12 protein-coding genes are annotated in these 14,287 nt (G+C 35.4%); 1 reads left to right on the top strand and 11 read right to left on the bottom strand.

Annotated features, from left to right (window positions below; translation table 11 throughout):
• Positions 1–145 precede the first annotated feature (145 nt).
• From AAG068_RS06715 to AAG068_RS06675, 9 genes are all read right to left on the bottom strand, one after another.
• Positions 146–2,428: an NEAT domain-containing leucine-rich repeat protein gene (locus AAG068_RS06715; RefSeq protein WP_342718649.1), complete on the bottom strand. Its 2,283-nt coding sequence runs from the start codon at positions 2,426–2,428 to the stop codon at positions 146–148.
• Between the two features lie 584 nt (positions 2,429–3,012).
• Positions 3,013–3,795 (bottom strand): DeoR/GlpR family DNA-binding transcription regulator, encoded by a 783-nt coding sequence (locus AAG068_RS06710; protein WP_000117662.1) that lies wholly within the window; start codon positions 3,793–3,795, stop codon positions 3,013–3,015.
• 40 nt (positions 3,796–3,835) lie between these two features.
• Positions 3,836–5,020, bottom strand: coding sequence for a saccharopine dehydrogenase family protein (locus tag AAG068_RS06705; protein WP_342718648.1), 1,185 nt, complete (start codon positions 5,018–5,020; stop codon positions 3,836–3,838).
• Positions 5,017–6,114: a 2-aminoethylphosphonate--pyruvate transaminase gene (phnW, locus tag AAG068_RS06700; protein ID WP_342718647.1), complete on the bottom strand. Its 1,098-nt coding sequence runs from the start codon at positions 6,112–6,114 to the stop codon at positions 5,017–5,019. The genes AAG068_RS06705 and phnW overlap by 4 nt, the downstream gene beginning before the upstream one ends.
• Positions 6,115–6,129: 15 nt before the next feature.
• The gene (gene phnX / locus AAG068_RS06695) at positions 6,130–6,924 is read right to left on the bottom strand and encodes a phosphonoacetaldehyde hydrolase (protein WP_342718646.1); all 795 of its coding nucleotides are present in this window, start codon (positions 6,922–6,924) and stop codon (positions 6,130–6,132) included.
• Positions 6,925–6,945: 21 nt separating this feature from the next.
• Positions 6,946–8,703 (bottom strand): putative 2-aminoethylphosphonate ABC transporter permease subunit, encoded by a 1,758-nt coding sequence (locus AAG068_RS06690; RefSeq protein ID WP_342718645.1) that lies wholly within the window; start codon positions 8,701–8,703, stop codon positions 6,946–6,948.
• Positions 8,704–9,705 (bottom strand): putative 2-aminoethylphosphonate ABC transporter ATP-binding protein, encoded by a 1,002-nt coding sequence (locus AAG068_RS06685; protein WP_342718644.1) that lies wholly within the window; start codon positions 9,703–9,705, stop codon positions 8,704–8,706.
• Between the two features lie 20 nt (positions 9,706–9,725).
• Positions 9,726–10,802 (bottom strand): putative 2-aminoethylphosphonate ABC transporter substrate-binding protein, encoded by a 1,077-nt coding sequence (locus tag AAG068_RS06680; protein ID WP_342718643.1) that lies wholly within the window; start codon positions 10,800–10,802, stop codon positions 9,726–9,728.
• Positions 10,803–11,030: 228 nt separating this feature from the next.
• Positions 11,031–11,183 carry a hypothetical protein gene (locus tag AAG068_RS06675; protein ID WP_000240799.1) on the bottom strand — a complete coding sequence of 51 codons (153 nt, stop codon included), beginning with the start codon at positions 11,181–11,183 and terminating at the stop codon, positions 11,031–11,033.
• A gap of 148 nt (positions 11,184–11,331) precedes the next feature.
• On the opposite strand from AAG068_RS06675, the gene AAG068_RS06670 reads away from it, so the two are divergent.
• Positions 11,332–11,667: a DUF3905 domain-containing protein gene (locus tag AAG068_RS06670; protein ID WP_342718638.1), complete on the top strand. Its 336-nt coding sequence runs from the start codon at positions 11,332–11,334 to the stop codon at positions 11,665–11,667.
• Positions 11,668–11,705: 38 nt separating this feature from the next.
• Here AAG068_RS06670 and AAG068_RS06665 read toward each other — a convergent pair whose 3' ends face one another.
• Positions 11,706–13,055, bottom strand: a complete 1,350-nt coding sequence (locus AAG068_RS06665) for a TrkH family potassium uptake protein (protein ID WP_342718637.1) — start codon at positions 13,053–13,055, stop codon at positions 11,706–11,708.
• Between the two features lie 22 nt (positions 13,056–13,077).
• A complete protein-coding gene (locus AAG068_RS06660) occupies positions 13,078–14,271 on the bottom strand; it encodes an NAD(P)/FAD-dependent oxidoreductase (protein ID WP_342718636.1) in 1,194 nt (397 codons plus the stop codon).
• Positions 14,272–14,287: the final 16 nt, after the last annotated feature.

Raw genomic sequence — 14,287 nt, 5'->3', positions numbered from 1 at the left:
AGAACGCTTTTTTGTCAATATGGTTTCATCATTCCTCTTTAAAATAGGCTATTCATATGTCAATACTCCTATCTATTCTTTACTTGATTTCGCAATAAAAAATACGTTATTCTCCTTATGGAAAAATAACGTATTTTTTCACTTTTTATTTGATTATTGCATTATATAAAAACCGCGCATATTGTTCACGTGTTACGAAATCATCACCTAAAAACTTTCCGTTTCCATCACCTTTTGATATATTATGATCCGCTAACGCTTTCACATATCCTTCTGCCCAATGGCCAGTTGGTACATCTTTAAAGCTCTCTTTATTATTTCCGTCTTCTTTTAACTGAAATACTTTATATAATACTACAGACATTTCGTATCGAGTTAATATTCCATCTGGATGAAACTCCCCAGTACCATCTCCTTGCATAATTCCAGCTTGCGCAACTGTAGCAATATCTTGCTCAAACATATGCCCTTTCGTATCTGTAAATCGTTCTTTCTGCTCTACTTTATTTTCTAATTTCAAGTACCTTTGTACTAAAGCCGCAACTTGTCCGCGCGTAATATTGTCACCAAATCCAAATTTCCCATTTCCATATCCCTTAAAAATATTCTCTTTCGCTAAATAATGAATTGCTTCTTCTGACCAATGTCCTTTTGGTACATCTTTAAATGCTACTACTTCTATTTTTTCATCCTCTTTAGTAGTATTCCCCTCTTTACCTTCTACCACATTTTGAATTACCGATCCTGTAAAGAAGATTCCTGTATCCGCAAATGGATCTTTCACTCCAAATTCGTATACTTTCTCACCTGGCGTACTCCATTTCACTACACCATTACTATACGTACCACCATCACTCTTCAGACGGATTTTTGTAGAGACCTCACCGTCTTTCTCATATATCGGTACTTTTACTTCTTTATTTACTTCTGTATCCTCTAGAAAGACTTTTTGGTTTTGAACATTAATATAAGCTTTCTTACTTAGCTCAATTACTGGTCTAACATCACGGATTTCATTTGCAACAAAACTTAAATATACTAACTTATTCAACTTACTAACTGGCGATAAGTCTGAAATATAATTTGCTTCTAAATCAAGCTTTTGTAAGTTTACTAGACTTGAAAATGGCGTAATATCCTTTAACTCATTATTAGGTAAATCTAATTCTGTAAGCTGAGTCATTTTAGCAAGTGGTGTCACATTTTCTATTTTGTTTTTCCCGATAAATAATTTATTTAATTGATTCATTTGTTCAATACCCGATAAATCTTTAACTTTATTACGCGTTAATACTAAGTCCTTTAAAGGTAATGAATATAACGGTTTAATATCTTCAATTTGATTACCCGCTAAAGTTAAGTATGTTACATTTTTCAACGCGCTTAATGGAGCAACATTTGTAATTTTATTATTTGCTAAATTCAAGTAATCTAGTTGTTCCATTTTCGATAATGCTGTTACATCTTCTATTTGGTTGCCTGATAGATATAAACTTTTTACATTTTTCATTTCAACTAATGGTGCAACGTTTGTAATTTTATTATTACTTAAATCAAGAGATTCTAAATTCTCCATCTTAACAAGTGGCGTTACATCTGAAAATTCATTACCACGCAAAGCTAAATGATTTAATTGCTTTAAGTTCGCAAAGAACGACGGATCTTTTATCTTCGCATTCGCAACTGTTAAAGATTTTAAATTTGGCATATATTTTAATGCACTATAATCAAGAATCTCATTCGTATTTAAAAACAAGTTCTTTACTTGTAATAACTCTTCTTTCGTAATAGGTGTATTTAAATCTTTTCTATTAAATACTTTTTTATTAACGAGTTCTCTTAATTTATTATCTGTTATCATATTTTGATTATCAACTGGATTATCCGTTTCCGTATTGCCTGAATTAGAGTTATCATCTGTTTTCTCTGTTTCTTTCTCACCTACAGTTGGATCTTTAATTTCAAATTGAACTTGATATTTGTGATCATATCCAATAGCCGGAATAAGTATATGCATTTGCATATTGTGCTTCTTCTCAAACTCGCCAATTTCAAATTGAACTACTTTCGTTCCATTCTTCCTCTTATCTTCTGACAAAACTTTCACATCATGAAATACACCCGGCTGGTTTCTATCTTCTATTCTAAGATATTGAAAATAATCGCTATCTTGCATTGTTACAGTAACAATTTTTTTCCCGGCTGCAATCGTTACTTTAGGATCTTTTATATATTGAGAAACCATAGATGGCTCGTCTTTTTGGTCCTTATATATTCTAATCTCAGTATCGTATGTACGTTCACTCGCTGCTACGACTGACTGATTTGCTTCAGCTTTTAGTGCTGCTAATGCTGGAGTAGAGTATGCAGCAAATGGAATCGCTAATGTTGTTGCTACTACTAACGCCTTCATATATATTTTTTTCAAAATAATGTCCCCTATCATATATAATTTTTATAGTTGATAACCTTTATCAACTAACTACAAATAAATGATAATGAATCTCATTATCATTGTCAATGAGAATATTACATTAAATTTATATTTCCAAAGATAAAGTGAAACTTTAATCAGTGGGGGTTTTGTTCATCCCCCACTGATTATCAGCTCTCACCAATCGGGCTTTTACGAGCAGTTGATCCCCCACCTAACTTCTTTGCTTTCGCTGAATTTTGAGGTGGGGGTCTTACTGCCCGTTAATGCGGGATAAAAAATAAAAAGGCCCTTTATTCAGAGGGCCTTTTTACTTATCGTATGCAGAATTTCACTTTTTTCTTTTTCATTAATAACACCAATTTTTTGCAAAATATTTGCATACAATACAAGTTTATTATATATCCGTTCTGACATACTTTCCCTTCTTTCCTTCGACCAACTTTTTTTGTATTGGTAAATTATATGAAAGAGATGCGAAAATGTGTCCACTTTTTTTGCATAAATACAAATCTTTTATCCCGATATTTGCAGGCAGTAAAACTCCCACCTCACAATCAGGTGGGAGTTCCACGTATTTAGCAAATTGTCCATTGAATATTATGCCTTTTAACTTCCTCTTCAAAACTATAGGGCATTTTCTTATCACAAATTACATGTTGAATGCGCGAAAACGCTGCTATTCGGTAATTTCCTTTTACCCCTACTTTTGTATGATCACATAAAATATATGTTTTCTCTGCTAATTTCATCATCGCTTCCGACAGTTTTGCCTTTTCTAATTCAAAACTAGAAACCCCAAAACCAGGTAACAATCCATCAATCGAAACGAATGCTTTATGAAAATGAAATTGCTGGATTACTTGCTGCGAAATAGACCCAGATACACGTGAATGCTTTGGAGATACTTTTCCACCAATAAATAAAACTTCACCGTGAAACATCTTTTTATTAATAGAAGAAATTAATTGTGTCGCTACTGGAAATGAACTTGTTACAATCGTTAAATTTTTACGATGAACAAGATATGGCACCATTTGAAGTGGTGTACTTCCGTCATCAATCGCAATAACATCTCCATCTTCCACAAATGTTGCTGCTTTATACCCAATTCGCTTCTTCTCTTCTATATGCAGCATCTCTCGTTCTAACATTGGTGCCTCTATTCCAGCTCCAGGAAGCTGGACGGCTCCACCATACACTTTCTTCAACTTCTTTTCACGATCCAATTCTTCTAAATAACGGCGTATTGTCTCTGTTGATACAGCAAACTCTCTCGCTAACTCTGAAACTTTTACTTTCCCTTTAAATTCTACCTTCTCAAGAATGGTTCGCTTTCTTTCTTCACCTACTACAGACATAACCTCACCCCATTGCTTTCTACCTCATAAACTGCCTTGCTTATACAAAGTTATAACTTTCTTTGTAAGTAGAAACTTCTTCATGAATATGAATACCACGCTTTTTTAGTTCGTCAAAAATAATTTGTGGATTTATAAAAGCTTCCTCAGGTGTCACAACACCAACTTGATTTACATTTCCTTTTGCAATTAACTCTGTAGCAATACCAAATGGAATACCGACGTTTCTCGTATAAGCTCTTAAGTTTTCCCATCCTACAACAGATCCATCAGATAACGGGTGTGTATGATATAAGACATGCCTTTGTTTTTCATTATTTTTCGTACCTATTACTTCTACATGAAGTGCATAACCGTAAACCTCTGTTTCTTGTCCTTCTTTCGATTGTAATAAATACTTCGAAATACAATCCATAATGCCGATTTCTTCCCCATTTATTTCAACTTGATCATTACGCAAGATGCCGTAATCATATAATGCACGTACGAGCTGCATATTCTGTTTTGGCCAAGTTCCTCTCGTTTCTATCAATTTGACGCCTTTATGTTCTAGTGCTTTTGCTAACGTAATCGTTTCAGAATGCGGGATTATATACTGCGTTGCTTTACCATAAGGTGCCGGTAATTCAATTTCTCTCGGACGCGCAAACGGAGGTACTTGCTTAAACTCGCCATCTTCATACACTGTACGCGATGGTAAATGTGGATCATATTCATATGTCGTCGTTTCTGTAATGGATGCAGAAAAAGCAATGGGACGATACGAACCGTGACTTACACGAACTGATTCTACAGTATCTAGCTGATTTGCTGCATGCATTGCCATCATTTGCGTTACACCTGGCGTCATACCAAAACCAGGTAAACACGTTCTTCCATTTTGAACAAATATAGAATGCGAATCACTTTCTTCACCAAATCCATTCAAATTCACGCCGTGACAACCTGCTTCTGCAATACATCGAGTAGACAAGCCATTTAGCTTAATTGTCGTACCGTCCATTACAATGTCATAGCCTTTCATTTTTGCAACCGTATCCTCATGATTCGTTACGTCTACTTTCACAAAATCTACGCGCGGATCGTTGAGCCATTCTACTACTTTCAAGCCCTCTTCTTCATTAAAATCCGCTACTGTAATTGTCTCAAAAGATGAAAATTGCACTAAATCTAAAATTGCTTCACGACAAATTTTACCTGCTCCACCTAAGCAAAATACTTTCACCCTATAACAACCCCTTTAGCGATACTATCAACTAAGCGATTAATATCTGCCTCATGTACATCACCGATATTTCCAATGCGAAATGTATCTACTTTTGAAATTTTACCTGGATATATAACAAATCCATCACGCTTTAATTCATTGTATAATTGCTCAAAATCGAACCATTCTTCTGGATAAATGAAGGATGTAATAATAGGCGATTGATATTTTTCATCTACTAGTGGCTGAAATCCAATTTCTCTCATTCGATTCACTAATAGTTTTTGATTGTTATCATATCGATTGTAACGTGCTTTTACTCCGCCCTCTTTTTCTAATTCAAGTAGTGCTTGGTAAAAAGCGTGTACAACATGTGTAGGTGACGTAAAACGCCATTTTCCATTTTGATTTTCCATCGTCTCCCACTGATCGTATAAATCTAATGATAATGAACGTGCCTGCCCTTCACATTTCAATAATTCATCGTGCTTTGCAATAACAAAGCCGAACCCAGGAACCCCTTGAATACATTTATTCGCACTACTAATTAGAAAGTCAATTTGCAACTCAGCGATATCTATTCCAATACCACCAAAACTACTCATCGCATCAACTAGTGTTATTTTTCCGTATTGCTTCCCTAATGTACATACATCTACAATTGGATTGATAATACCTGTTGTTGTTTCACAATGCACAACTGCAATATGTGTAATCTCTTTATCTTGTTGTAATATCTTTTCTACTTCTGCAATATTAGTAGGCTCCCATTCTTCCGTTTGACTAACCACCACATCTATATGTAACATCTCTGCTATTTGTACAATTCGCTTACCATACGCACCATTTGTACAAACAAGCAACTTTCCATTTTTAGGAATAACAGAACCAATTACTGCTTCAACTGAAAACGTACCGCTTCCTTGCATAAGAACAGTCGTATATTTCTCTTCTTCCTTCGTTGCTAACGATACAAGTCTAGTTCTTACATCTTGCACCATCGTGTTATATTCAACATCCCACGTACACCAATCGTATAGCATAACTTCTTTTACCGTTTTTGTTGTCGTTAATGGTCCTGGTGTTAATAATAAGTAGTGATTTTCAGTCATGATCCTATTCCCCTTTTATGAAATAATAAGTTCTTGTTTCTCAATATGTTCCATTACGGTTTCAAGTTCCTGCATCGTTTCAATCGTAAAGTGCGCTCCATTTTCAACAAAGCGATTACGAACTACTTCTATTTTTTCACGAAGCTCTACTGAATCCATATTATCCACTTCCTCTTCAGTTAACCCGAGTTCACTACTGCCGAGAATTACACCCACTGTCCACATGCCAGCATTTCTTCCCTCTTTCATATCTGATACTGTGTCCCCTACTTTTATCATATGATTCATTGGATAAACGCCTAGTTCCATCGCATTTTTATAGCACATCCACGGATATGGACGACCCGCAGGAACATCATCTGGCGTTACAAGGAAATCAGGTTTATACCCTTGTAGAGCTGCTTCTTTAGCTACAATGTTCATCATTTCTCTCGTATAGCCAGTCGTTGAACCAATATTAATTCCTTTTTCACGTAAAGAAGCAATGACTTCTTTTACTCCATTAATAGGCGACGCATAGCGCGGTAAAATAGCGAAGAGAATCTCTTCGAATTCTTCATACATCTCCTGAATGTCTGCTTCTGTTGGTAATTGTCCGAAAACACGATTCCACTCACTCGCAATACGAGGCATCTCTGTAAGTGCCCTTACATGATCTATTTTTAATAATCCCATTGGTTTACGAGCTTCTTCTGCTGTAATTTCAACACCGCGTTTATGGAAAATCTCCATAAATACTTCCAGTGGTGCAAAACATCCATAATCAACTGTCGTACCTGCCCAATCAAAAATAACTGCTTCTATTTTCATTCAATCCATCACCCTTCTTATTTATCTTTTTTGCCATTGTGACGTTCGGTTACGAAGTGCTTTCGTACCCCATTCATATACAACTCTTACTACAATATTTGTAACAACAATAAGTACACTCATTGCAGCTGCTGGCGCTACATTTCCTGCATCATCCATATTTACAATTGATACGGCAGCTAGTTTAAAATCAGCCGAGTATAGGAATACAACTGCCGAGACAGTTACCATTGAATTTACGAAGTAGTACATCACCATTTCTAAAATTGCCGGTAAACACATCGGCACTGTTACTCGAAAGAATGTTTTATAAAACGGGATGCCCATTGACTGTGAAACAAGTTCAAATTCTCGGTCCAATTTCTTTAAAGCTGTCGTTGCGGTAACAAATGTTACGGCATAAAAATGAATGATATTAACTAGTACCAACACAGCGATTGTTCCGTATAAAGAATGAAACGGGTTTGTTACAGAAAATCCAAAAATTTGTATTGTTGGTTGACTAAAGAAGAAGACATAGCCTAACCCAAGTACTAAACCTGGTATCGCTAAAGGGACGATAGAGAAAAAGTAACCTGCTTTTCGGAAAAATTGTAGCTGATTTATTTTTTCTATCGCATAAGCGAACATAAATGTTAAAACCGCTCCAATAACCGCTGTGATTGCTGAAACAATTACGCTATTTTTAAAAGCTTCAAGTCCATCTCCTGTTAAACTAGAAAAATTAAAATGTTCAAATGTAAAGCTCATATTATACGGCCATACTTTCACACTTGCAGCAATACCAACAGCCACAAATAATAGAATAATCATAAGCGTTACTACGCTACAATATACGAATGAAATAACATCTCGTTTCTTATTATTTATTATTCTATAAGGTACTGCTTTAGAAGATAAGAGATTTGCCTGCTTTCTTTGCGTAATGCGATCAACTGCAAATGCAAATATAGCTGGGATTAATAAAATCATTCCGACGGTTGCACCCATCGGCATATTTTGCTGCCCAATTACTTGCTTATATACGTCAGTAGCAAGTACATTATATTGCCCACCAACAATTTTTGGTGCCCCAAAATCAGTGAAACTAAGTGTAAATACAACGAACATCGCACTAATTAATCCGTACTTTACACTAGGTAAAGTAACAGTGAAAAATTGCTTTGTTTTACTCGCTCCTAACATATTAGAAGCTTCATATAAACGATAATCAGAACCTTGAAAAGCAATTAATAATATAAGAAATGCTTGCGGAAATGTATACATGACCTCAGCCATTACAATTCCTACTGGTCCATATAAAGGGATTTGTATTCCTTCAAACAAACCAAACATTCCTTTCGTTACTAACCCCTGATTACCAAATAAATATGTAAGTGCAATACCATGCATCATCGTTGGTGCGAATAATGGTAACAACGCGATATATTGAAATACACGCTTCCCAAACACATTCGTACGAGCGATTGCATAGGCGTAAGCGAAAGCGAGTGTCACTGCAATAACTGTTGTCGCACCCGAAATCCATACCGTATTTTGTAATGATTGTACTAGCGTTGGAGTTGTGAAATATTTACTGAAATTCGCTACTCCAATGAATGCTCCATCTTTATCGTAAAAAGCTTGTGTAAATAATTGTAATAGAGGTAATACAAGCATAATCAAAAATGTAAGAAGCATACTAATAATTAATAGTCTTTGCATCCACTCTTCTTTACCGATACGTCTCTTAACCTTTTTTTTCGTACTTTCTACCTCGAAATTTTCTAACATCTCCATCTATACAATGACCTTCTTTCCATATGACAACATATGATTTTCTGAGAAAGAGATTTGAATCGGCTTTCCTTTTCTAATAGCGGTTTTCTCTACTTCTGATGCCAATATATCCACTACAATTTTCTCGTTATACAGATGTGTTTTTTCTTCTACAATTCTCACTTCTGTCCGATATACAGATCCGCGAAATTCCATACTTTCCACAACCGTTTTAATACCACCGTTTTGTACAACTGTTACATGTTCGGGACGAATGGCATGTTCTTCATTATTTTCCGAAAAGAAATTAATAGAACCAATAAAATCTGCCACAAACGGATTGGCTGGTCTTTGATAAATTTCCTCTGGTGTGCCAATCTGCATGATTTCCGCATGATTCATTACAACAATTTTATCAGCCATCGTTAATGCCTCTTCTTGATCATGCGTGACCATAATAGTTGTTACTCCTACTTTTTCTTGCAAATCACGCATTTCTCTACGTAACTTTTCACGTACTTTTGCATCTAAAGCAGATAACGGCTCATCAAGTAATAGAATATCTGGAGACAGAGCGAGCGCACGTGCAAGTGCTACTCGCTGCTGCTGTCCACCAGACATTTGAGCAGGATATTTATCTTTTACATTCAGCAAATCTACAAGTTCTAACGCCTCTAGCGCCTTCTCTTTTACTTCTGCTTTTCCATATTTTTTTGTCTTTAAGCCATATTCAATGTTTTCAAGTGCTGTTAAATTCGGAAATAATGCATATGATTGAAACATCATTCCGAAATTCCTCTTTCCAGGAGGTAATGCTGTAATATCTTTTCCATCCACAGCTATACTACCTGTTGTTGCCTCTTCTAGCCCTGCTAAAATTCGAAGCAATGTTGTTTTCCCACAGCCACTTGGGCCTAATAAACATACAAACTCATTTTTTTTCACAGTAAAAGAAATATCTTTTAACGCTGTAAATGCATCAAACTGTTTTTGAATGTGTTGAATTGATAAATATTCGCTCATTTTTTCTCTCTCCCACTCACTTACTTTTTCGGTTCTGCTTTTTGGCCAAACTCTTTTTCCCATTTTTCTAAAATTTTGTCGCGATTTTCTGCTGCCCACTTAAAGTCATTCTTTTTGTATAACTTTTCTGTCACATCTTTAGGGAATCCATCTGGAAGTTTATAATCATTTTTAATTGTCGCAAATCCATTTTTCTCGAAGTATAACTTCATTACATCATCAGTAATTGCCCAATCTAAAAATGCTTGCGCTAATTTTTCATTTTTTGCATTATCTTTTTTTATAAGTGCGTTTGCTTCTACTTCCCAACCTAATCCTTCTTTCGGCAATACAACTTCAACTGGTGCACCTTTTTGTTTCTCTTTCAAAGCACTATAAACCATTGATACGCCAACTGGATATTCGCCTACACCTGCTAATTTCGCTGGCTTTGAACCTGAATGAGTATAAGTTGCCATATTATCATGAAGTTTCTTCATATAATCCCAGCCCTTATCTTCACCCATAATTTGTAACCATGCAGAAACTGTTAAAAACCCTGTTCCAGAAGAAGCTGGATGTGGCATAACAAGCGTTCCTTTATATTCTGGTTTCGTTAAGTCTTCGTATGATTCTGGCATCGGTAAATTTTTCTTCTTTAATTCTTCTTTATTTATAGCAATCCCCGTCATAAATGCAGTATTTCCTACCCATTTTTCTGGTTGCTTATCATCTTTAAATTGTGGAAGAACACGATCTGCTCCTTTTGGAGAGTATCCTTTTAACATATCTTTTTTATCTAAAGCCAATAGACTTGATGCAGCAGTTCCCCATACAACATCTGCTTGTGTATTTTTTCCTTCAGCTAGCAATTTTGCTGTAATAACTCCAGTTGAATCACGAACAATGTTCAGCTTCACATCTGGATATTTCTTTTTAAAAGAATCAAGATAAATTGGTACAAGTTCTTCTTCGATCGCTGTGTAGACAGTTAATGATCCAGATAGTTTATCATCTTTTACTTTTGCCCCAGCACTTTCTTCTTTCTTAGCACCACACCCCATTAATAACGAAAATACCATTCCAGTTGCTACAGCTTTAAAGATTGTTTTTTTCACTGTCTCTCTCTCCTTTTACAAATCTTATGTACAACTCAAATATAAACAACTAGTGTAAAAGCAGTATTAAACCAACATTAATATTTTGTTTGTTGTTTGTTTTTGTGTAATACGTTGCTACTTCTATGTTTTTTCTCATTTTTCTGCTAATAATGAACACTAAATTTACAAATAATTAAAAAAACCTTTATAATCCCACAAAAAAATGAGGCGTTTGGAAAAAACGCCTCATTTTTGTTTACCTTTTTTTGAATTACGATTTGCATACTTCGCGCTATTTTCTCCTTCATACTCTAATGCAAATTCTGCATCTGGTAAGCTTTCTTTCGGAGTTTTATTATTGTTAATTGCAGCATTTTGTTTTACTTTTCTTTTTACCAATACATTCACCTGCTCTCCAGAATTCACTTTCTACTCTAGTTTGAAGCAAGCCGAAATAATTATTACTGGCAAGTGTTAACAAGTACATAAGAGCCGCTAGATGGAAATACTACCTATGAAGAAATCATTATAAAAAGGAGCGATTATTTTGAAGAAGAAAGATAAAATTCAGTCACCAATTCTAGACGAAACGCTCCCGCATCAAATGAATTTTCCATCTTTTAAAGGAACAGGAAAGAAGATGCAACAACCTTTCATCAATCAATATGACGTCGTAATCGGAGACAGTAAATATGATTCCGAGAACAGTCCACTTCACAATTGGAGTGATGAAATAGATCCCGCCATTATGGCTGGAGAAGAATGGATCCATCCTACTAATGATATTGGTTGGATTTCAGAAGAGAATCAAGAGTTGCTAAAAAAAGAAGCAGATAGTAAAAATGACGCTTTTATGCATCCGCAATTTGGCATTAACGACTAAAAAACCATTCTACCTAACATAGGTAGAATGGTTTCATACTATCCAATAATAATTCTCTCTTTCGGGTATTTATAGCGAGGTGGCTGTTCTCTTCCGCCACTAGCTAGTATAAATGTTAAAATACCAACGCGACCGATAAACATAAGTACAATGAGTACAAGTTTACCAACAGTTGTTAAATCTGGCGTAATACCTGTCGATAGTCCTGTCGTCCCGAAAGCAGAACAGACTTCAACAATTAAACTCATAAGCGGTACATTTTCCGTAATGGATAAAATAAATAGTGCTGTAGCACATAATAAAATACCCATCGTCATAACGACAGATGCTTTCAGCACGTCCTCTTCATGTAGCTGACGTTTGAAGACTCTAACCGTTCTCCCGCCTCTTGCAAAAGTGTATAGCGATAATATACTAACAGCAAATGTTGTTGTACGTATTCCGCCTCCCACCGAACTTGGAGATGCCCCTATAAACATTAATATACTCATAAATAAAAGCGTCGGTTGTGACAATTCACGTATATCCATTGTAGCAAGCCCACCACTTCGCGTCGTCACAGATTGGAATAATGTATAGAAAACCGTTTCATGCCATGACTTTCCTGCTAAAAACTGATTTCGTTCTAGTAAAAAAATCATAATTGTTCCAACGATAACGAGCGCAAAAAATGTTGTTGTCGTCAATTTTGTAAATAACGAAAAACGAAATAGTTGCTGTCTCCTTTTACTAAGGAACTGTTTCACTTCCATTAATACAGGGAATCCGATTGCTCCTAAAATAATAAGTAACATATGAATCATTTGAACAATATAATCTTTTTTATACGGAATTAGCGATTGCCCTGTTAAATCAAATCCGCCGTTCGTAGTTGCACTAACAGCCGCAAAGAAACCGTGAAAATAAGCTTCTTGCCAAGTTGGAAAGTAAAGTAGGAATCTTGTACCTAATAATATTGCTCCAATAAGCTCTATTGAAATAATTACAATTAAAATAGAACGCATCAATTCTACAAGGCCTGATAAATTCCCTTGATTATGGTCTGCCATAATCAGTCTTCTTCTCTGCAGACCAATCTTTTTCCCCGTTATAATCCAAACGAATGTACCAAGCGCCATAATTCCTAAGCCGCCTAATTGTAAAATAAGGGCTAAAATAACAATTCCTGCCGTAGTAAATGTATCTGAAATCGTAACAACAGACAGGCCCGTAACACTTACCGCACTAACAGCTGTAAAGAGGGCATCTATAAATGTCCATTCCACACCAGACTTCGTAACAAACGGTAAACTAAGCAATATCACCGATACAACTACTGCTAATAAATAAAACAAAACAATAAGTTGCACGGGACGTAATTTTTGTAAAAACTTTTTTATATCTTTCATTCCATCACTTCGCTACCTTTTTCTATCGATTAAATAAAGAAAAATCTTTACTTTCTTTATTTGTAAATAACTGCTCAAATATTTTGGCAAATACCATTCCATACACAGTTCCATTACCGCCATGTGACAATGCGTAAAATAAATTATGTATCTTTTTGTCTTCTTTTAAAATAGGGAGACCATCATGACTACTTCCAAATGCTGCCGCCCAATAGTACTCTGCCTGTATATTCTTATACTGCGGGAACATCTCTTTTACAATGTTAATAAGGGTATCACGCTTATGCAATAATTTCGTATCACCAATTGTTTGAATTTGCATCGCTTCATCTAACCCGCCTATAATAATACGGTCTTGATATGTTCGAAAATATAAGTAAGGCCGTGCTGTTTCCCAAATTAATGATCGTTCATACCAACCTTCAAATGAATCTACCTTATTTGTTACAACTGCATAAGATGTTTCTACTGTTGTATTTTTTTCTTTCTTTCCGAAAAACTCTTCATATCCCGTCGCCATAATAATATTGTTTGCTACAATTTGATTTCCTGTTTTCGTATAACAAATTAAATCATTTTGGCGTTTTTTTATATGAATGGCCTCTGTATGTTCATATATAGTAGCACCCATTTGATTTGCTTTATGCAAAAGGCTATGCGCCAATAAATACGGATTCACCTCGGCATCACCGTGTGTGTATAATGCCGCTTGTTTTGTAAAAGGATAACGTTCTTTCACATCAGATTCTGTAAAATACTCAACCGGAAATCCATAATTCTGTAACGTATTATACTCCTTTTGTAAAAATGAGACATCCTCACTTTTACTTGCATAATATAAACTATTTCGCGGAATAAACTGGGGATCAATATCGAGAGTCGGTACAACTTTCTCCATCGTTCGTAACGCTTCGTAACAAAGCTTATATGCTCGTACCCCTTTTTCTTCACCAAATGTATGGATAAGTGAGGTTAACGATTTATCATGAAGAAATTGTAGTAAACCTACATTTGCAAATGTACTACCACATGCAATTTCTCTTTTTTCAATAAGCATCACACTCATGCCAATTTTCGCTAAAAAATATGCTATATGGGCACCTGCTTCGCCACTTCCGACTACAAGCACATCACATATCATATCATTTTCTAACGGTGGATAACAAGGTATAGAAACTCCTGTATTCCAAAACAACTTACCAGTCATAAGTTTCATAATTATACTCCTAAAA

Source organism: Bacillus paramycoides, assembly GCF_038971285.1.
Taxonomy (GTDB): domain Bacteria; phylum Bacillota; class Bacilli; order Bacillales; family Bacillaceae_G; genus Bacillus_A.
The sequence above is the reverse complement of the archived record's forward strand: the minus strand, read 5'-3'. Positions and strand labels throughout refer to the sequence as shown.

What these genes read in the sequence shown, in the direction of transcription:
- phnW (WP_342718647.1), bottom strand. Translation starts at nt 6,114, where the DNA reads ATGACTGAAAATCACTACTTATTATTAACACCAGGACCATTAACGACA.
- phnX (WP_342718646.1), bottom strand. Translation starts at nt 6,924, where the DNA reads ATGAAAATAGAAGCAGTTATTTTTGATTGGGCAGGTACGACAGTTGAT.
- AAG068_RS06660 (WP_342718636.1), bottom strand. Translation starts at nt 14,271, where the DNA reads ATGAAACTTATGACTGGTAAGTTGTTTTGGAATACAGGAGTTTCTATA.
- AAG068_RS06710 (WP_000117662.1), bottom strand. Translation starts at nt 3,795, where the DNA reads ATGTCTGTAGTAGGTGAAGAAAGAAAGCGAACCATTCTTGAGAAGGTA.
- AAG068_RS06665 (WP_342718637.1), bottom strand. Translation starts at nt 13,055, where the DNA reads ATGAAAGATATAAAAAAGTTTTTACAAAAATTACGTCCCGTGCAACTT.
- AAG068_RS06685 (WP_342718644.1), bottom strand. Translation starts at nt 9,705, where the DNA reads ATGAGCGAATATTTATCAATTCAACACATTCAAAAACAGTTTGATGCA.
- AAG068_RS06690 (WP_342718645.1), bottom strand. Translation starts at nt 8,703, where the DNA reads ATGGAGATGTTAGAAAATTTCGAGGTAGAAAGTACGAAAAAAAAGGTT.